The following is a 19656-nucleotide window of genomic DNA, read 5'->3' as shown; positions in this document are numbered from 1 at the left end:
CATGGATCTCTGGAATATTTTCGATACCGAATGGGTGCCCATCGGCGGCTGGGTGGAAGCTGCCCTGCAGTGGGTCGTGGACAACTTCCGCTTTGTTTTCCAAGCGGTAAAGGTGCCGTTCGACATCGTGCTGACCGGCCTTGAGGATGCGCTGACCGGGGCGCCGGACCTGCTGATGCTGGCCATCATCGCGCTGGTCGCCTGGCAGGCCGGCGGACGCAGGCTGGGCCTGATTGCCCTGGCCTGCATGGCGGCCATCGGCCTTATGGGCGCCTGGGAGGAAAGCATGACGACGCTGTCGATTGTGCTGACCTGCGTGGTGTTCTGTTCGCTGATCGGGATTCCGCTGGGCGTGGTCGCGGCCAAGAACAACCGCTTTTGGATGGTGCTGCAGCCAATTCTGGACCTGATGCAGACGATCCCCTCCTTCGTCTATCTGGTGCCGATCGTGATGCTGTTTTCGATCGGCAACGTCTCGGGCGTGATCGTGACCTTTATCTATGCGCTGCCGCCGGTGGTGCGCCTGACCAACCTGGGCATCCGCCAGGTCCGGCCTGACATGGTTGAGGCGGCGCGGGCCTTTGGTGCGTCCAACCGCCAGACGCTCTACAAGATCGAACTGCCGCTGGCGATGCCGACCATTATGGCCGGCGTCAACCAGACCATCATGATGGCGCTGTCGATGGTGGTTGTCTCCTCAATGATCTCGGTCACCGGGCTGGGCCAGATGGTGCTGCGCGGCATTGGCCGCCTGGACATGGGGCTGGCGACCGTCGGAGGTTTAGGCATCGTGTTCCTAGCCATCGTCATCGACCGGACCTCGCAGAGCTTCGGCATCTCCGCCCGCGAGCGCAATCACAAGAAATGGTATGAAACCGGCCCCGTCGGGGCGGTGCGTACACTGCTTCAAAAGGGCTAAGTCATGAGCAAGCAACCCAATATCCTGTTCATTCAGGTCGACCAGCTGACCGCCTCGGCACTGCGGGCCTACGGTGACCAAATCTGCCATTCCCCGACGCTGGACGCGTTGGCCGACGGCGGTGTGGTGTTTGAAACCGCCTATTGCAACTTCCCGCTCTGTGCGCCGTCGCGGTTTTCCATGGCGACCGGGCAGCTGTGCTCGGCGGTTGGGGCCTATGACAACGCGGCAGAATTTTCGGCCGAGATCCCGACCTATGCCCACTACCTGCGCGCGGCCGGCTATCAGACGGCGCTGTCGGGCAAAATGCACTTTATCGGTCCGGACCAGTTCCATGGCTTCGAAAAACGCCTGACCGCCGATCTCTACCCGGCGGATTTCGCCTGGGTGCCGAACTGGGGCAACGAGGGCAAGCGCGACACCAATGACCCGCGTGCGGTGCGGATCGCCGGCATCTGCGAACGGTCGGTGCAGATCGACTATGACGAAGAGGTCACCTTCAAGGCGGTCCAGCATATTTTCGACATGGCGCGCTCAGATGATGAGCGCCCGTTCTTCCTGCAGATTTCCTACACCCACCCGCATGAACCCTATCTGTGCCGCAAGGAGTTCTGGGATCTTTACGAAGGCAAGGAGATTCCGATGCCGCGCGTGGGTGCCTTGCCCGAACAGCAGCATGACCCGCATTCCGTGCGGCTGCTCAAGGATTTCGGGATGCTGGGGATCGAATTCAGCGACGAAGACGTGCAGCGCGCCATCCGCGCCTATTATGGGTCGATCAGCTATATCGACAGCATGGTTGCGCGGGTGCTGGATGCCTTGCGGGCTACCGGTGCCGACAAGAATTCGGCGATCATCTTCACCTCGGACCACGGTGAAATGCTGGGCGAGCGCGGCATGTGGTTCAAGAAGCACTTCTTTGAGAAGGCCCTGCGCGTTCCACTGATCCTGTCCGCCCCGTGGATTACGCCCCAGCGGGTTAGCGAGCTGACGTCCTTGGTGGATCTTGTGCCGACGTTCAATGCGATTTCCGGTGTCGAAAATGAAGTGGAGCCGCTGGAAGGCGTGGCGCTGACGTCCTTGCTTGATCGGGGCAACCCGGCGCCTGAACGCACCGTTTATGCGGAATACCTGGCCGAGGCGACACCGGTGCCAATCTTCATGATCCGGCGTGGCAATTTCAAATTCCTCTCGTCCTCTCACGACGGCGAAATGCTGTTCGACTTGGAGGCTGATCCCGACGAGCGCATCAACCTTGCCCTTGCCCCACAGCATCAGGAAACCGTCGCGGCTTTCCGGGCCGAGGTGGCGGCGAAATGGGATGAGACTGCCCTGACCCGAGACATCGTTCAAAGCCAGCGGCGCAGGGCCTTGGTTCGCGAGGCCATGGGGCAAGGGCAGAAGCAGCGCTGGAACCATCACGAAAGCGAGACGGATCAGGTTCTGTGGTACCGCGGCGAGCAAGGCTACAACGAGTGGGCGTTCAAATACATCTGAACAGGAACTGGCGGAGCGGCAGCATGAACCGCTTCGCCAGCTAACAGCCACCGTCCAGGTTGACCATTCGCTGCCCCTCGCAAGCTGCGCGTTCGGCACCGGTCAGTTAAACCCCGGACTGCTGCCCGCTTATTTCGGCAAATGCCGCAGGCTGCCGGAATGGCCGCATTTCCTTCTGCCATGCAGCGGGAGAATTCGGCGGTACCGCGCACCGGCGCGCTGCGTGCGCTCGCAGCAAAATTCGGACACTTCTGCTGTGGGCTCATGCCGCAAGTTCGCCGCGCCCGGCCTGAATGGCTGATCTCCGAGACAGAGGCTGTTCGCCTGGTCGGGCTTTGACTAGCAGTGAGGCGGGACCTTGCTGCCGTTCGCTGCACCTGCTTGGTTTCCGCTGCGGCTGCGCGGGTTCCTGGGGGACGGGCGGTTTCCGGAAGTTCGCCGCGGGTGCGAACGCGCCCCAGACTCACTGTAGAAGCGGACGCTCAGAGAGCGCCTTCCTCAACATTCCGCTAGAAGACAAGCTGCCTTGCACAAGAGCACTACTGCTTGACCAAAATAGACAGCTCATTCGTCAGCCGCGCCACGGCGCACTTGCTGCCCCAATCTTAAGTTCGCGCCTTTTCGAAAGCGGCCCAAGCTTCTTCGAAACTGGCAAAGCCGAAACCTTCGCGGCGCGCCGGTTCCAGGATCAGTTTCTCCGTCTCCAGGAGCTTCCGGATAGCACCTCCCAATAGCGGCACGACGTCCGCCGGAATGACGAGCGCGCCATGGCGGTCGGCGTGGATCAGATTCCCGTCCTGCACTTCCATCCCGAAGACAGTGACTGGAGTGCCTATTTCACGCACATGAACGAAACCGTGGCTGGGGCCGATCGAACCGGCAACGACGGGGAACCCATCCGGCAGGTCTCCCAGATCGCGCATGACGCCGTTGGTCAGCGCACCGGAAAGACCGAACCCTTTGTGGACCGTGGTGTTGATCTCTCCCCAGTAGGCGCCGATGCAGTCCGGGTAGTCGAGGTCTTCCACCACCGCCACGCCCGGGCGCGGCCCCTCAGACATGTGCTTGTAGTAGGCCATGCGCCGTTCCCGGATTATCTCTGGCGGTTCAGCGGGCGGATTGACGGCTGCAATTTTGGCGGTGCGGGCGTAGCCCACGATTGCGCCTTCTTCCGGCGCAGAGCATAGCATGGTGCCGCGGGTGAAATTGGCAAACCCGCGCTTGCCCTGGGCAACTTCGATCGCGTTGCAGACGGTGGGGGTGTCGACCGATTTCAGCAGGTCCAGAAGAGAGTTGTCCATTAGGCCTCCAGCCAGCGGGCCAGCGCCGCTGTGGTTTCTTCAGGTTGTTCCAAAGTGGGCAGATGCCCTGCGTTTTCAATCACTTCGAGCCGAGCGTCTGGAATGAGACCGGCCATCATCTCATGCCGTTCCAGCGGGCACAGCACATCCTGGCGGCCGCAGAGCACCAGCGCAGGCAGGCGGGCTTGGGCCAAGGTTCCGGTCTGCTCCGGCCTGTCCATCAGGGCGCGGGACTGGGACAGAAACACATGCGGCCCCAGCCCCAGTGCCATCGCCATGCAGAGATCCAACACGTCCTGCCGCTGGGGGCCAGGGGCTAGGTAGTTCGGTTTCATTTCGTCACGCATGACCTCTGCCAGGCGGCCATTGCGCACTGCCTGCATTTGCGGCAGGCGGCGCTGCTTGACCTCTTCCCGCTCGGCCAGCGGATTGGTGTCCAGTAACGCGATCCGCTCGACCCTCTGGGGTGCCTGACGCAGGATTTCCATTGCCACGATGCCGCCCATTGACAGACCGGCCAGGGCAAAGCGCGGCGGCGCGGTCTCCAGCATGGCCTGCGCCATGGCTTCAATGCTGCTGTGGCGGGCCAGCGAGACCAGATGCAGGTTGCGCTGGCCGGACAAGGCGGCGATTTGCGGGGTGAACAACCGCGCGTCGCACATCATGCCGGGGATCAGGACAAGCGGTGTCATTTGGCCATCCGTGCCCCTTCGGAAAGGGCCGCGAGCTTGGCATAGGCGATATCCGGATCCACCGCGCCAAAGCCTGCAAAGGTGCCAAAGCCGCAGTCCGAGCTCGCGATCACCCTTTCAGAGCCGACGATTTCTGTAAATCTTTCAATGCGCTGCGCGACCAGTTCCGGGTGCTCGACGAAGTTGGTGGTGGTATCCACCACGCCGGGAACCAGCACCTTGTCCTCCGGGATTTCCGCCTTGCGGTCGCGGAACACTGTCCATTCATGGGCATGGCGCGGGTTGGAGGTTTCAAACAGCACATAGCGCGACTTGGTGTTCATCAAGGTGGTGAAGACCTTATCCATCGGGATGTCGCAGCAATGGGGCCCCTCATAGTTGCCCCAGCAGATATGCACCCGGACCCGCTCCTGCGGCACGTTTTGCAGCGCGTGGTTCAACGCCTCCACATGCATGTCTGCGATCTTGATGAACTCCGCGTCGGACAAGTCATTGAACAGCATGTGCCGCGACAGCGCCAGGTCGGGGCAGTCGAGCTGCAAATCCAGCCCCGCTGCAACGATGGTTTCATATTCTGCCTTCATTGCATCGGCCAGCGCGGCCAGGTACGCCTCGCGCGTGGGGTAGTAATCATTCTGCAAAAACAGAGAGATAACACCAGGCGACGCGGCATTCATGAAGCCGCGTTCAGCGCCGTGTTCCGCCATTGCAGCCTTGAGGCTGGCAATGTCCTTTTCCAGCTCGTCCTGGCCTTTGGCGCGGACTTCTCCAGTACACTTGGGGCGGGCATATTGCGGCGTGCCGCCGTCGTCTGCCAGCCGTTGCAGGAAGCCTGGAAACATCTTTAGATCGGCAGGCGCATTGCGCGGGCTGTCGCCGGAATAGCCGGTGTAGCGGTCCTTGACGTAGGTGGCATAGGAGATCTTGGAGGTCTCGCCGTCGCTGACGATATCCACCCCCGTGGCAACCTGTTTGCGGACAGTTTCAGAAACGGCAGCCGACATGCAGGCGTCGAATTCCGCCTGGTCAAAAGGCTCCTTCCGCTCGCGGGCGAAGATGAAACCCACCACCTCCCGGGTCCGGGGCAGCGAGCCTACATGGGTTGTCTTGACCATCATCCAATCTCCCTGATTTCAGGGGGTGCCATGCGTACACCCCCTGTACACCCCCTGTGCAGCGGACGGCGCCGCACAGGAGGAAACTGCGGTCAGCCTTGCCACGTGGCGCCGGCGGGATCGTCGGTTGCGGTAATGCGGTAGAGGCCCGCGTTTCCGGTCATCGACGGTTCGGCGCTGTAGCTTTCGCCGGGCAGGACCAGCGCGGTGTCGCCGTTGGAGAGGGTGGTCTCAACCTCATCGATGGTGATCCGCCAATGGCCGCTGGCGGGCATCAGAACCACCGGCTTTTCCGCCTTGACCTGATCCGCCACGGCAGAGCCGCGGGCCAGGAAATCGACCTCGAAACCGGGCTTGTCCTTGATCAGCGCATCTTCGCCGATAACCACAGCCGGTTTGCCCGCCGCCAGCGCCATCAGATCCCAGTAACGGGCGACATACCTGCCAATTACATCTTCGACCGGCACCTCGGGGTAGGCCTTCAGCTGCTCTTCGGTCAGCACCGGCATCGGTTGCACATTGTGCGGCAGTTCCTGGCCCTTCTTGCTGTCATACAGCACGCCGTTGTTGCCCAGCATCAGGCCGTGGGCCTGCGCGTCCTGGATCACTTGCGGTGCCCAGGTGACGCCGCCGCCGGCATCGTCGCCGCCAAGGATCGACATGATCATGCCGTAGTCCTGGCCGACGTTTTCAAAGCCGCGGAAGATGCCGGTGGGGATGTTGAAGATATCGCCTTCCTCGGCGATGAATTCACCCGCAGTGCCGTAGCGGCCCCAGAAAAAGCGCCAGCGGCCCTTGGCCACAAAAAACACCTCGGCGGTGGTGTGGCTGTGCAGCGAGTTGCGGCATTTCGGCGGCTGGCCCGCGGCGCCGATGTTGAAGCCGATCTTGTCGGTGATGTGGACGTGCTGGTCGGGGCTTTCGCTCACGCCGCCGCCGATGATGGTGAAGTTCTCCTTCTGGTCGGAGCCCGGGGTGTGGGCGTCGATGAAGGCGGTCTTGCAGGGTTTCAGCTCGCCGTAGCGGACGATGCGGGATTGAATGGTGCTCATGGCTGGTATCCTTTTGTGCCGGGATGAAGAGGGAGGGAGGAGAATGCTCCCATCATCCCGGCGGCCGCAGGTTCAGCCGGCGTGCGCGCAGCGAGGCGCGGTGCCGGTGAAAGCGGCGTGTCGCTTGCCGGTTGTCCAGCTGGTATGTGCCGAAGGCGATCACTTAGACTGCGCCCGTATGCAGCAGAATCTGCTTTTGAACGGCGGTTTCATCAAACAGCGTCCATTCGCGGCGCAGCTTGATATCGCCGCCGATCAGTTCGCCCCATTCGGCGTGGCTGATGCCCAGCACATAAAGCCCGGCGCCTGAAGGCGCACCCAGGCTGCCCCAGCCGTCATGCTTGCCGCTGAGGCTCCAGCGGATGGCAGAACGCGGCGGCATGTTGGGATCGTCGCGGCCGATCTGGTGATGGATGGTGAAGGTCGCGGAGGGCAGCGAGGCCCGCAGACCCATCCAAAAGCGTTCCACCGGATCATAGCTGTGGCCGGTGGCACCGCCGGGGTATTCCGACTGCACGGCCCGGTCGTAATCGGATTTGATGGCGGTCATGTCCGCATTCATTATCCGGGTCAGCAGATCGGCGTGGCGCTGGCCCCATTCATTGCCGTTGCCGCGCCCCTTGTAGGGGCCTTCCAGGTCATTGGCCGGCGTCAGCGGTTTGACACAGGCCTCCGCGCCGCCCTCGCGGGCGATCTGATCGCGGGAGAATTCCACCGGATCCCAGCCCATCTGCCGCACCACCGCGCCGTTGTCGCGGATCAGCCATTCGTCGTCGATGGCATTGTTGCGGGCGTGGCAGTCGGCCAGGATGCGGTAGACCAGCGGCTTGCCGGTCGCCTTGCCAAAGGCGCCGTCGCCCAGATGGGTTGCGGTCGACAGGATACGGTGGCTGGACAGCATGCCCTCTTCCGGCGTGCCGGACCAGATCACATCCTCGCCTAGCAGCGTACGGTCCGGGAACTCCGCCAGGGTGGCCATGGTCGCGGCAATCACACCCTGGTTGCCGGTGGACACCAAACCGGGCATGCGCACCACGATATCCGGTGCGTAATAGTTATGCAGGGTGGCAAAGCCGCGGCTTTCCCAGATTTCATGGGTGATCCCGATGATGTAGTCGGGGAAGTCGCGGAATTTCGGGTCAAAACCCTTCATGGGGTCCATCCTTCGGGTATCCGTGCCGAGCCGCGCACGATCAGCGGTCCGTCGATGGCGACCCGTCTGGCGTTGGCGGTTTCAGGCGTGTTGATATGCTCCATCAGCGCGGCGACGGTTTCATCGACCATCAGATTGGCGCGCTGGCGCACTGTGGTGAGGTTGTAAGCAGGCCAGCCGGCGGGCGGCACATCATCATAGCCGATGACAGAGACATCGCCGGGGATGGAGAGCCCCAGCTCAAAACGGATCACGTCCATCACCGCCAGCGCCATGTGGTCATTGGCAACGAACACGGCGTCGGGACGGTCCGGGGCCGAACGGGAGAACATTTTGCGGGCTGCCTCGCGCGCGGTCTCGGTATGGAAATCGCCGGTTTCACGGGTAAACAAAGCTGCGCCCTCGTCCTGCAGGGCGGCCAGAAATCCAGCCTCGCGGTCGCGCTGGGTCGAGGCACCCTCCCAGCCGGCGATATAGCCGATCCGCTTGTGGCCGCCGGCCAGCAGAAATTCCGCTGCTTTGCGCCCGCCGGCATAGTTGTCGGAGGTGACAGAGGTGATGCCTTCGATGTCCTGGGAGCGATTGAATAGAACCATTGGCACGCCCGCGTCCTGGCAGCGCCGTGCGATGTCGGAGGACATGGCGACCGAAGCGGTGACGATGCCGTCGACCTGGTAATCCAGGATCTCTTCCATCACGTCCTCGACATTGCCGGAAGTTTGCGAGGCGAGGAAGACCAGCACGTGGTAGCCGTGCGCCTGCAGCGCGTTCGACAATTTCTCGATCGCTTCCGGGTAGAACTGGTTCTCCAGATACGCGACCACCAGCCCGATGATGCGCGAGCGCCCGGACACCATCGCGCGGGCCAGGACATTGGGGCGGTAGCCCAGTTCGGCGGCGGCTTGTTTCACCTTGTCGGCGGTCTTCTTGCTGACCGAGGCGCCGGGGGTGAATACCCGGGAGACCGCAGACTGGCTGACACCGGCACGCTGTGCGACTTGGAGAGAGGTGACTTTTTCAACCATCAGTCTGCCGTCCATCCGCCGTCGATCAGCATCGAGGTGCCGGTGACCATGCCCGAGGCAGGCGAGGCCAGATAGAGCACGGCACCCATGATGTCTTCGACCTCGCCGATGCGGTCCAGTTTGATCTTGTCCATGATCCAGGCAGCGCGCTCGTGGTTGGAGAAGGTCTGTTCGGTCAGCGGTGTCCTGATGAAGGTCGGGCAGATGGTGTTGATGCGCACGCCCGATTTGCCCCACTCAACGGCCATGGATTTTACCATGCCCTCGATTGCGTGCTTGGAGGCGCAATAGACCGCCCGGTCGATGCCGCCGACATGGCCCATCTGGCTGGAGATATGAATGATCGAGCCGCGTTTGCCTGCAGCCATCATGCCCTGCGCCGCCCAGGCGGACAGGAAATAGGCCGAGCGCAGATTGATACCCATCACATCGTCGAAGTCTTCAGGTGTTGTTTCAACCGCCGGGCCGTGGCGGGCCAGGCCAGCGGAATTCACCACTACGTCAAATGCGCGGCCGTGCAACGCCTCCTGCAGGGCGGAGAGGTCCGCCTGATCCAGCACCAGCCCCTCCGCCGAGCCGCCGTCCCCCTGCAACGCTGCCACAGTCTCCTGCAGCCGGTCCGCGCCGCGGGCGGCGCAGAGCACATGGGCCCCCGCCTGTGCCAGCGCCGCAGCGCAGGCCTGGCCGATGCCGGAGGAGGCACCGGTAACCAGCGCTGTCTTGCCGGTTAGATCAAAGGAAGGGGTGCGGGGCAGATCGGGCATCAGGTCATTCCATCCGGGATTGCAATTGCGCCCATGCTGCGGGCCTTGTTGAACTCGCGCAGCCGGGCAAGGACGTCAACGCCCAGCTGGCGGTAGACGTCCAGCAAATCAACCAAAACCCAGTTTTCGCGGATCAGCCCGTCTTCCAGCCGCCAGAAGTCCAGCGAGCGCAGTTCGATCTGTTTGCCGGAAGGCGCAATGCCGAGCCAGCCATCGTGGCTGACGGTCTGGCGCATGTTGGGCCAGCCGGTGACTGCAGCATACTCCCCGTCGCCGAAGAAATGGAATGTCAGATCGCCAGAGTGCCGGCCGCGGTCCGGCATGGCGTTCAGGAACGGGATCTGGTGCCAATTGCGGAACCCGGCGATGCCGCGGGCGGTGCCGATGCCGGCCGGGCCGTACCAGTTCATGCGCGGGTGCCAGAACCGCTCCATCTGCATCACGCCCGGGCCGCCCTGGCTGGGGTAGCGCTGCAGATGCTCCAGCATTTCCAGGATATGGCGGCAGCTGGCTTCGCTCCGGTCCGCATCATGCGGGCCGGGCACCAGCCCGTCCTGCGAAGACGGCCCGGGCACCTGCCATTCGCGCCCCAGCGAGGGCGCCATCGGCCAGGCGCGTGCCTGCAGCATCACCTCGGGGATATCCCAAAGCGCCTGCACCTCAACCACTTTGCCGCCTTCAAACCGGTAGAACTCGTGAAACCGCATCGCCGCCTGGTGGCCGGTCGGCGGGATATCCAGCCAGGGGGCTGCAAAGGTGCCGGTGTAATAGCCGCCGCAGCCGGCCCAGTCGAAGCCATGTTCGTCGCGGCCCGCCATCACGATGTAGTCGCGCCGCTCCAGATCCGGCCAGGCGGCAAAGAGCGGCGCATAGGCGCGCTCGTACAGCGCCTTTGGGCCGGTCAGATCACCCAGCGGGTGGTAGAGATGAACAGCGGCATCCGGCGCCAGAGCGGCCTCCAGCACCGCACGCACCGGCGCTTCCTCAAAGTCGCGCATGGCGGCCCTCAGCGGGGCTAGGCGCGCCTTGTTGGAGGTATGAATGTCCGTATCCATCGCTTTCAGCGCATTCCGCTTCTTTCTGGTCCTAAATACCCCAGGGGGGAGGCCGCAGGCCTGGGGGCAGAGCCCCCCTGCACCGCGTTACCCGTCCGCCTCGCGGTAAGGTGCGGCCTCGCCGTAGGGCACGTTGATGCCGCCATAGCGGCGCACCCGGACGTTGCATTGCTCGGCATGGCCGACAAACCCCTCCAGCATGCACAGCCGCGAGCCGTATTCACCGATCAGAGTTGCTGCCTCATCGGTCAAAACCTTCTGATAGCTGTGGGTTTTCAGATATTTGCCGACCCAGAGCCCGCCGGTATAGCGGCCCGCCTTCTTGGTCGGCAGCGTGTGGTTGGTGCCGATCACCTTGTCGCCGTTGGAGACATTGGTGCGGGCACCCAGGAACAGCGCGCCGTAGCAGGTCATGTTCTCCAGGAACCAGTCGTCGCGGTCCGTCATCACCTGCACGTGCTCAGAGGCGATATCGTCAGCCACCTGCAGCATCTCGTCATAAGTGCCGCAAACGATAACTTCGCCGTATTCCTCCCAGGAGACCTTGGCGGTGCCGGCTGTCGGAAGCACGCCCAGCAGGCGGTCGATTTCGGAGAGGGTTTCCTCTGCCAGCTTGCGGGAATTGGTCAGCAGCACACAGGGGCTGTTGTAGCCATGCTCGGCCTGGCCCAGGAGGTCGGTTGCACACAACTCCGCGTCTGCCGCGGTTTCGTCGGCGATCACCATCGTTTCGGTGGGGCCTGCAAAGAGGTCAATGCCGACGCGGCCGAACAGCTGGCGCTTGGCCTCGGCCACAAAGGCGTTGCCGGGGCCGACCAGCATATGGACCGGGTCGATGGTCTCGGTGCCGATCGCCATCGCACCGATCGCCTGGATCCCGCCCATCACATAGATTTCATGGGCGCCGCCCAGGTGCATGGCGGCAATCACTGCCGGGTTGGGCTTGCCGTTGAACGGCGGGGTGCAGGCGATGATGCGGGGCACGCCGGCCACCGAGGCCGTGGCCACCGACATATGGGCCGAAGCCACCATCGGGAACTTGCCGCCGGGCACGTAGCAGCCGACCGATTGCACCGGGATATTCTTGTGGCCCAGGATCACACCGGGCAGGGTCTCGACCTCGATGTCCAGCATCGAGTCGCGCTGGGCCTGGGCGAAATTGCGGACCTGCTCCTGGGCGAATTTGATGTCAGCCAGCTCGCGGTCGCTCAGCTGGGCGATCAGAGCATCGATCTCTTGCTGGCTGAGGCGGAAGGAGGCAGGCGAGTAGTTGTCAAATTTCTCCGACAGGTCCCGAACCGCGGCGTCGCCGCGGGTCTCGATGTCTTTCAGGGTGGCTTCCACCACGGCGCGGGTCTTGGCGTCGTCTTCGGCCCGGTCGGATTCCGGTTTGCCGCGTTTCAGGTATTCGATGGTCATGGAGTATCCTCAGGCTGGAGGGGCGGGCAGCCAGGGGCTGCCCGCAAGCAGGTCATTATTCCGGGCGGGGAGCGGTTTTTTCTCCGCGGTCAAAGGCTTCCCAGCCTTCACCGTTGAACAGATCGACGCCCAGCTGGGCCGCAACATGCGCGAAGTCCACGTTCACCCAGTTGTCGACGATTTTGCCGTCCACCACCTTCCAGAAGTCCATGTAGCGGATCTCGACCCGCTTGCCGGTGGGCGCGATGCCCAGGAAGGTGCCGGAGTGGGTCGCCTCCTGGCGGCCAAAGGCGGCGGCCCATTCCCCCATATAGAGGCGGGCCTCGTCGATGCAGACTTTGTCTGAGAACGCCGCCTGGAACGGGCGTTGCCAGTTGTCCTGGAATTCCTTCAGCCCGGTCTTGGTGCCGCAGCCCTGATTGCCCATCCAGCGGAAGCCTTTGGAGAAGAATTCGCCGATGTCGCTGATCCGGTGGTCGTTCAGCCCGTCCACCATGTTTTCAATCACGCGGCGGGTGTCTTCGGTCTTGCTCATGTCCGTGTCTTTGGTCAGCACGGCCTGCTCGGGGCGGGAGCCTTTCATGTGTCTTGTCCTTTTTAGGTGCCAGTCAGTTTGTTGCGGAGTGCGAAAACTGTCGGGCAGGCAGAAAATCCCTGGGCATCCGGTTGAGCGCCGGATGGCGCGCAACCGCGTTGTGGCGGGCGGAGGCGCTCATCAGCCTTTCACCGCGCCAGCTGTCAGGCCGCTGACGATCTGGCGCTGGAAGAACATCACCAGCACGAACAGCGGGGCGGTGGCGGAGACCACGGCTGCAACCGCGAACATCACGTTGCCTTCTTCCAAGGTGGAGCCGAGGAAGCCGGCAATAGCGGGGACCATGGTGCGGTTTTCCTCGCTCAGCAGCATCGCGGTGACGGCAAAGTCGTTATACGCCAGCAGGAAGGAGAACAGGCCGGTGGTAATCACGCCGGGCCACATCACCGGGATGATCACGTGGCGGAAGGCCTGGAACTGGGTGCAGCCGTCGACCTTGGCGCTTTCGTCCAGGTCCTTAGGGATGTTGAGGAAGAAAGAATGCAGCATCCAAAGGGTGAAGGGCTGGTTGATCGCCACCAGGACGATGATGGCCGTCGGCAGGTGGCCCCAGAGGTTCCATTCGAAGAACGGCAGCAGGTAGCCGGAGACCAGCGTGATATGCGGCATGGCGCGGAACACCAGGGCAATCATCAGCAGCCAAAAGGCATAGTTGTGGCCGGAGCGCGCCAGCGCATAGCCGCCGAGGGTCCCGAACGTCAGCGAGATGATGACGGTGAAGAACACAACAATCATTGTGTTGAGTGCGGCGCGCCAGAACTCTTCCTGAATCCAGGCCCCGTCATAGCCTGCACCGGTGAAAGTGCCGCCAGTTTCGATCAGGGTGCGGGTGCCCCATAGGGCATTGCGCCAGTCCGCCTTGGAGAAGAAATCTGCCTGGACCTTGAACGATCCCCAGAGCGTCCAAAGGAACGGAAAAGAGGCAACAATGACCCACAAGAGGACGAAGGCCGCTGAGAAGATGATGACGGACCGGGAGGAGCGGTTTGCAACGCTGGACATCAGGCGGCCTTTCCTTTGAAGTCGCGCCAGGTGCGGACAAGAACGGGGGCGAGAAGGATCGCAACGCCGATCACGGTCAGCACAGAGGTCGCTGCAGCGGAGTTGAAGCGGGTGAGGTCGCTGCGCATGTCCGCAAAGATGATGTAGGACAGCGAGGTTGCGTTGGCTTGGGCAGAGAAGCCGACGATTGGCTCGAACACCCGGAAGTTATCCATCAGCTGGATCAGCGAGATGAACACAACCAGCGGTGTCAGATGCGGGATCACCACATAGCGGATCCGCTGCCAGCGGGTGGCGCCGTCGATCATTGCAGCCTCAAGCGAGTCCGTGTTCACGGTCTGCAGGCCGGCATAGAAGACGACAAAGGCAAAGGGGGCGGAGCTCCAGACACCGTAGACCAGCAGGGTGATCCAGGTCAGCACCGGCGACGCCTTGAGCGACAGGTCCGGGTCGGCGAAGATCCACTGCAGGGTCTTGCCGATCACCCCCTGGGCATCAATCATCCAGAACAGGATCAAGGAGCCGATCAGCGGCGTGATGATCATCGGCAGCAGGGAGACAAAGATTGTCGGCCCCTTCAGCACCGGGGTCAGCCGGTTTACCCCCAGAGCGATCATCAGCCCCAGCACGATAACCAGCGGCGTCACCAGGAAGGTATATGTCAGCGTGAAGGCCAGCGCCTTGTAGAACGGCAGGTTGTAAAGCTCGGAGAAGAAGCCGCCCCATGTGACCTGGCTTCGCCAGGCCTGGGCAATCTCCGCAGTCGCGAGGTGGCCGCGGTCGAAATAGGTGCTGAGACCTGCAAACCGGCCAAGCGGCTGTTCGGCCCGGAGCTGTGCGGTTGCTTCGGTGTCGACGGAGCTGGCTTCAGTGCAGCCGAACGGGCCGCAATTCTCGGTGGTCACGATCACCTGTTCATGCTCGATGTGCAGGGATTGGATCACAACCGATACCAGCGGCAATGCAATGAAAAGGAACATCGCTGCCAGACTGGGCAGAATGAACCAAAGGAAGGTTTTATGGCGCATCGCAGTTCGTCCCGTTCGCTTGCGTGAGGGGCAGAGCCGGAGCGGCCGGCTCTGCCAAAGGGGGCGGGTTTAGTTCAGGAAGCCTTTTTCCCGCGCAGCCGTGACGTAGGATGCCTCGGCATCTGCCAGCGCTTGCTCTGCGGTTTCGGAACCTTGCAAAAATTCGGTCAGCTCCGCACCAAGTGCTGAGTGCATCAGCCCCATGAACGGCAGCATCGGGTAGGGTTTGGCCTTGCCTTCTGCGGTTGCGAACACGCCAGCAGAGGCCGGTGTCGGCTCATACCCTTCAACCAGCCAAACTGCGGCGTCATTGTTGGCCTGCACGACTTCGGTGCTGATGCCGTTGAGCATGGCTATGAAGCTCGTCTCGGCGTCCTCGTCGCTGATGTTGCTGGCAATCGCGAAGCCGTCCCACCACAGGGTTGACGCAGGAACATCGCCGCCCGCAACGGTCGGTGAAGAGATCAGTGCGGTGTTGCTGACGATTTCTTCGGTGGAGCCTTCATTGTCCAGCATACCGGTGCCGCGGGAGCCCCAGAGATGGGCAATTGCGACGTCGCCTGCTTCCCAGGATGCCTGCACCGCGTTTGAATCAAAGGTCAGGTAATCCGGGTTGGACAGCTCGGTCAGCGCCTTCAGCGTGTTCAGGGCGGCAACGCCGGCCTCGTTGTTGATGCTTGGCTCGGCGGTGCCCGGCTTGAAGAATTCGCCGCCGTGGCCGAGGTACATGTTCACGAATTCCTCGCCCAGATCCCAGCCCGTCTTGCTGGTGGTGGCAAAGGGGTAATCCAGCAGCCCTGCATCCTTGATCGCCTTGCCGGCCGCAATGACCTCCTCATAGGTCTTGGGGGCTTCAACGCCGGCTTCCTTGAGAATGTCCTCGCGGATGAACAGGTGCTGGGCGTTGGCCATGAAAGCAACCGCCATGACCTTGCCGTCGATGGTGATCAACTGGTTCTTGCCAAGGTGCTGGCCGTGTTTGGCGATCAGGTCGTCCAGCGGCCGGATCAGATTGTCGCTGAGCAAGGGCACGATGGCCGCGTTGGTCGTGGTGACAGCAGTATATTGCGCCGGGTTCGCGGTCAGCGCCGCGACCTGCAGTTCGCGGTAGTCCTTGTTCAGGTTGCTCTCGACCGTCACGCCGTTGCCAGCGCATTGCTTGGCACCAGCGGCAACCGCCTGGATTGCCGCAAACTCATTGCCGAGAATGCTGACGTTGCCGCTGCTGAGGCCGCAGCCAGCATAGGCTGCGGATCCCAAGAACACAGTTGCGGCGCTGAACACGGTTAGCTTCTTAACTGACATTATTTCCTCCCATTTGCGGGCCGCAGGCATGAAAGCGGCCCCTTGAACCCTGTGCTCGTACAAGGGCAGAATGCTGGCTTACCTTTCCAGCCGCGCACCGCTTCCTGCTTCGAAGAGGTGGCAGATTTCAGAGGGCACCGAGAGCGACACCCTGTCGCCGATTTCCGCCCGGAAACTCTTGTCTGTTTTCACCGAGACCAGAGCGCCTCCGACGCGCACGGAGATCATGGTGGCATCGCCCAGCAGTTCGAGCGTGTAGATCGGCGCATTGATCTGGCCGTTGCCATCCACTGCCAGCCCAGCATCTTCTGCGCGGAACCCCAGCGTCAGCGGGCCGTTTGGCGCGGCCACGCCGGCGATTTCCACATTCTCGGCGCGGAACACCCCGCCAGTGACTTCGCCCTCCATCAGGTTCATTGCCGGGGAGCCGATGAAGCTTGCCACAAAAGTATTGGCAGGGCGGTCGTAGATCTCAGTCGGGGCGCCGACCTGCTGCACCACACCTTTCTTCATCACCACCACCCGGTCAGCGAGGGTCATCGCCTCGATCTGGTCGTGGGTCACATAGATGGTGGTAGCCTGCAGGTCGTGGCTCAGGTTCTTGATCTGGGCGCGGGTGGAGACCCGCAGCTTGGCGTCGAGGTTGCTGAGCGGCTCATCCATCAGGAAGACCTTGGGTTTGCGCACGATGGCGCGCGCCAGGGCGACGCGCTGGCGCTGGCCGCCGGACAGTTCGGCCGGCTTGCGGTGCAGGAAATCCCGCAGTTCCACCCGGTTGGCCGCCTGTATGACCCGCTCGTCGTGACTGGCCGGATCAATGCCGCGCACCTTCAGCGGGAAGCGGATGTTTTCGTAGACGTTCATATTGGGATAGAGCGCGTAGGACTGGAACACCATCGCCACGTCCCGGTCCTTGGGTTCACGGTCGTTGACCACTTCGCCGCCAATCAGGATTTCACCGTCGGTCACATCCTCCAGCCCCGCAATCATCCGCATGGTAGTGGTCTTGCCGCAGCCCGACGGCCCCAGGAGCACCAGAAACTCCTTGTCGGCAATGGTCAGGTCGAAGTTTTCAACACCAACGAAGCTGCCCCAGCGCTTGCCGACATTGCGAAGCTGTATCTCTGCCATTCCGCGGCTCCCTCCCCAGGAGAATCAACACTTGCATACGTTTGCAAAACTGTATTCCTGCCGCATCAAATCTGGCAAGACTTTTTTGCATACGTATGCAATATTGCCGGAAGGGCGGTGATTCACATGGCCGGGATGCGCCGCGAAGCCGTTGAACAACAAGGGAAACCAAGAATGAGTTTTCAGGGTGAAAAGCAAGTGGTCCGGGCTTTTTATGCCGCGCTGGATCAGGCGGAGGTGCCGGATATCCCCGGAATCATGGCGCAGCATTGCAGCCCGGACCTGTTATGGAGAGGGTTTCATCCCTTTGGTGAGATCCGCGGGCCGGAGGAAGCCGGACGGCGGTTCTGGATGCCGCTGCGACAGGCACTGACCCGGTTGCAGCGCCGCGTCGATGTCTTCTTCGCCGGTACAAACCGCTTTGACGATCCCGGCGGCGTCTGGGTTTGCTCGATGGGGCATCTAATGGGGCTGCATGACGGTGCCTGGCTGGGCATCCGCCCGACCCGCAAGATGGCGTTCCTGCGCTACTGCGCATTTCACCGGGTCGCGGGCGGCAGGATCGTTGAAACCGCGATGTACTTCGACATCCCGCATCTGATGCTGCAGGCCGGGCTGCAGCCGTTTCCGGTACAGACCGGCGCGCAGCTGGTGCAGCCGGGGCCGGTAACGCATGGCGGGCTGCTGTTCGACCCGCAGCCGCCGGAGGAAGGGACAAAGACCCTTGCCGCGATTGAGGCGATGATCACCGATCTGGGCCAGTGGGACAGCAACATGACGCTGGAAGAGGAACTGGCCCGCACCTGGCACGACGACATGATCTGGTGGGGGCCTTCGGGCATCGGTGCCACCTACACGATCGAGCGCTATGCCAGACAGCATTCCGGCCCGTTCCGTGCCGCCTTTACTGAGCGCTCCAAGACCGGCCACATCTGCCGGATGGCCGAGGGGCACTACGGCGGTTTCTTCGGCTGGCCGAATTTCACCGCCCGGCATACCGGCGGCTTCATGGGGATGCCCGCCACCGGCAAAACCGGCGAGTTCCGGGTGATCGACATCTACCGGCGCGACGGGGACAAGCTGGCGGAGAACTGGATTTTCATCGACCTGCTGCACTTCTGGAACCAGCAGGGCGTGGATATTCTGGCGCGGACAACCGGAATTGAGCAGCCATGATCGTCGACGCGCATCATCACCTCTGGGATTTGCAGGCGGTGCATTACCCCTGGCTGATGGAAACCGGCGCCCGCCGGTTCTTTGGCGATCCCGCGCCAATCCAGCGCGACTATCTGATCGGCGAGTTCCGCCGGGATGCGGCAGCGCAGGGCGTCTGCGCGTCTGTGCATATCCAGGTTGGCGCTGCCGACGGCTGGCAGGAGGCACAATGGGTCGACAGCGTCTCCCGTGCCAATCCAGACTGGCCGATGGCGCAGGTGGTGTTCTGCGATCTGACCGCACCGGACCGGAACGCGCAACTGGACCGGTTCCAAAGCCTGCCCACGGTGCGCGGCGTGCGTCAGATCGTCGGCCGGGCGCCCGGCGAGGACGCCGTGACCGGCACCAACACATTGCTGGACGATCCCAGGTTTCTGGACGGGCTGCAGGAATTGGGCCGCCGCGGGCTGTCCTTTGACTTGCAGCTGCTGCCGGAGCTGATGGAGAAAACCGCCGCGGTTCTGGCGCAGGTGCCGGACACGCAGGTGGCGCTGTGCCATGCAGGCTCGCCGCATGACCGCAGCCCGGCGGGCATCGCCGCCTGGGCGCGCGCCCTGCGGCACCTGTCAGCGCTGCCCAATGTGGCCTGTAAACTGTCCGGTTTGGGCATGTTCGAACATAACTGGACCCGGGACAGCATCCGTCCGCTGGTCGACACCTGCCTGGAACAGTTTGGTCCCGATTGCTGCATGTTCGGCTCCAACTTTCCGGTCGACAGGTTGTCCTCGAATTACGCCACCCTTGCCGGGGCCTACCAGGAACTCGTGCCGGCTGAGCAGCACACCCTGGTATTCGGCGAAACAGCAGCGCGGTTTTACGGCCTGCCGTGGCCTGCGCAGGAGGGGTGAAAATGGTCTACAGCTTTGAAACAGACATCCTGCCCGGGTGGATCGACTACAACGGCCACATGCGGGACAGCTACTATGGGCTGGTCTTTAGCCTGGCGGTGGATGCCTTTCAGGACGAAGTCGGCTTTGATGAGGCCTACCGTAAACGCACCGACTGCACCATCTACCTGCTGGAAGATCACAAGTTCTTCCTCCGCGAGGTCAAGGAAGGCGCCCGGGTCCGGGTGGAAACGCGGGTCATTGGATGCGACAGCAAGCGGTTTCATCTGCATATGCAGATGCTCAGCGGCACTGATTTGGTCAGTGTAGGCGAGTTCATGGAGCTGCACGTTTGCCAGCACCCCCAACCGCATGCGATGCCCATGCCTGAAGAGATCTTGCAGAAGCTTGAGGCCGCCCGGTTGTCCGAAGGAGAGACCGCAGAACTGCCCAGACGATCGCGCCTCCTGTCTCTTTAGGCAGTGGTTTAATGATCCAGGGCTGAAACCTCAGTTGGTCCCCAGGTTGGGCTTTGCCATTTCAATCAGGTGGGAGTTGCCG

19 protein-coding genes are annotated in these 19656 nt (G+C 62.5%); 5 read left to right on the top strand and 14 right to left on the bottom strand.

Annotation, left to right across the window (positions count from 1 at the left end; translation table 11 throughout):
- The first annotated feature begins 1 nt into the window (after window position 1).
- Window positions 2–919, top strand: coding sequence for an ABC transporter permease (locus tag AC58NV_RS05685; RefSeq protein WP_497226245.1), 918 nt, complete (start codon window positions 2–4; stop codon window positions 917–919).
- Window positions 920–922: 3 nt separating this feature from the next.
- Entirely contained in the window at window positions 923–2416 is a 1494-nt protein-coding gene (gene betC, locus AC58NV_RS05680; RefSeq protein WP_497226244.1) for a choline-sulfatase, read from the top strand.
- 605 nt (window positions 2417–3021) lie between these two features.
- Here betC and AC58NV_RS05675 read toward each other — a convergent pair.
- From AC58NV_RS05675 to AC58NV_RS05610, 14 genes are all read right to left on the bottom strand, one after another.
- Complete coding sequence (locus AC58NV_RS05675; protein ID WP_497226243.1) at window positions 3022–3717, bottom strand: RraA family protein; 696 nt, start codon at window positions 3715–3717, stop codon at window positions 3022–3024.
- Window positions 3717–4409, bottom strand: a complete 693-nt coding sequence (locus tag AC58NV_RS05670) for an alpha/beta fold hydrolase (protein ID WP_497226242.1) — start codon at window positions 4407–4409, stop codon at window positions 3717–3719. Before AC58NV_RS05670 ends, AC58NV_RS05675 begins: the two co-directional genes overlap by 1 nt.
- Window positions 4406–5524, bottom strand: coding sequence for a cobalamin-independent methionine synthase II family protein (locus AC58NV_RS05665; protein WP_497226399.1), 1119 nt, complete (start codon window positions 5522–5524; stop codon window positions 4406–4408). The genes AC58NV_RS05670 and AC58NV_RS05665 overlap by 4 nt, the downstream gene beginning before the upstream one ends.
- A 92-nt stretch (window positions 5525–5616) precedes the next feature.
- Complete coding sequence (locus AC58NV_RS05660) at window positions 5617–6576, bottom strand: cupin domain-containing protein (RefSeq protein WP_497226241.1); 960 nt, start codon at window positions 6574–6576, stop codon at window positions 5617–5619.
- Between the two features lie 163 nt (window positions 6577–6739).
- Window positions 6740–7729, bottom strand: a complete 990-nt coding sequence (locus AC58NV_RS05655; protein WP_497226240.1) for a nuclear transport factor 2 family protein — start codon at window positions 7727–7729, stop codon at window positions 6740–6742.
- Window positions 7726–8754: a LacI family DNA-binding transcriptional regulator gene (locus tag AC58NV_RS05650; RefSeq protein ID WP_497226239.1), complete on the bottom strand. Its 1029-nt coding sequence runs from the start codon at window positions 8752–8754 to the stop codon at window positions 7726–7728. Before AC58NV_RS05650 ends, AC58NV_RS05655 begins: the two co-directional genes overlap by 4 nt.
- Window positions 8754–9518 (bottom strand): SDR family NAD(P)-dependent oxidoreductase, encoded by a 765-nt coding sequence (locus AC58NV_RS05645; RefSeq protein WP_497226238.1) that lies wholly within the window; start codon window positions 9516–9518, stop codon window positions 8754–8756. Before AC58NV_RS05645 ends, AC58NV_RS05650 begins: the two co-directional genes overlap by 1 nt.
- Window positions 9518–10573 carry an ester cyclase gene (locus tag AC58NV_RS05640; RefSeq protein ID WP_497226237.1) on the bottom strand — a complete coding sequence of 352 codons (1056 nt, stop codon included), beginning with the start codon at window positions 10571–10573 and terminating at the stop codon, window positions 9518–9520. Before AC58NV_RS05640 ends, AC58NV_RS05645 begins: the two co-directional genes overlap by 1 nt.
- Window positions 10574–10660: 87 nt before the next feature.
- Complete coding sequence (gene hisD, locus AC58NV_RS05635) at window positions 10661–11992, bottom strand: histidinol dehydrogenase (protein WP_497226236.1); 1332 nt, start codon at window positions 11990–11992, stop codon at window positions 10661–10663.
- Window positions 11993–12047: 55 nt separating this feature from the next.
- Window positions 12048–12575 (bottom strand): ester cyclase, encoded by a 528-nt coding sequence (locus AC58NV_RS05630; protein ID WP_497226235.1) that lies wholly within the window; start codon window positions 12573–12575, stop codon window positions 12048–12050.
- A 132-nt stretch (window positions 12576–12707) separates the two neighbouring features.
- Window positions 12708–13589, bottom strand: a complete 882-nt coding sequence (locus tag AC58NV_RS05625; RefSeq protein ID WP_497226234.1) for a carbohydrate ABC transporter permease — start codon at window positions 13587–13589, stop codon at window positions 12708–12710.
- Window positions 13589–14617, bottom strand: coding sequence for a carbohydrate ABC transporter permease (locus AC58NV_RS05620; protein WP_497226233.1), 1029 nt, complete (start codon window positions 14615–14617; stop codon window positions 13589–13591). The genes AC58NV_RS05625 and AC58NV_RS05620 overlap by 1 nt, the downstream gene beginning before the upstream one ends.
- 69 nt (window positions 14618–14686) lie before the next feature.
- Window positions 14687–15922, bottom strand: coding sequence for an ABC transporter substrate-binding protein (locus AC58NV_RS05615; RefSeq protein ID WP_497226232.1), 1236 nt, complete (start codon window positions 15920–15922; stop codon window positions 14687–14689).
- Window positions 15923–16000: 78 nt separating this feature from the next.
- Entirely contained in the window at window positions 16001–17053 is a 1053-nt protein-coding gene (locus AC58NV_RS05610; RefSeq protein WP_497226231.1) for an ABC transporter ATP-binding protein, read from the bottom strand.
- A gap of 174 nt (window positions 17054–17227) precedes the next feature.
- Between AC58NV_RS05610 and AC58NV_RS05605 the strand changes: the two genes are divergently transcribed.
- Genes AC58NV_RS05605 through AC58NV_RS05595 form a run of 3 tightly spaced genes read left to right on the top strand, consistent with a single transcriptional unit; the run spans window position 17228 to window position 19574 of the window.
- A complete protein-coding gene (locus AC58NV_RS05605; protein WP_497226230.1) occupies window positions 17228–18229 on the top strand; it encodes an ester cyclase in 1002 nt (333 codons plus the stop codon).
- Window positions 18229–19116 carry an amidohydrolase family protein gene (locus AC58NV_RS05600; protein WP_497226398.1) on the top strand — a complete coding sequence of 296 codons (888 nt, stop codon included), beginning with the start codon at window positions 18229–18231 and terminating at the stop codon, window positions 19114–19116. Before AC58NV_RS05605 ends, AC58NV_RS05600 begins: the two co-directional genes overlap by 1 nt.
- 2 nt (window positions 19117–19118) lie before the next feature.
- Window positions 19119–19574 carry a thioesterase family protein gene (locus AC58NV_RS05595; RefSeq protein ID WP_497226229.1) on the top strand — a complete coding sequence of 152 codons (456 nt, stop codon included), beginning with the start codon at window positions 19119–19121 and terminating at the stop codon, window positions 19572–19574.
- Window positions 19575–19656 lie beyond the last annotated feature (82 nt).

The sequence above is a fragment of the Leisingera sp. ANG49 genome, from assembly GCF_059694505.1.
The sequence above is the reverse complement of the archived record's forward strand: the minus strand, read 5'-3'. Positions and strand labels throughout refer to the sequence as shown.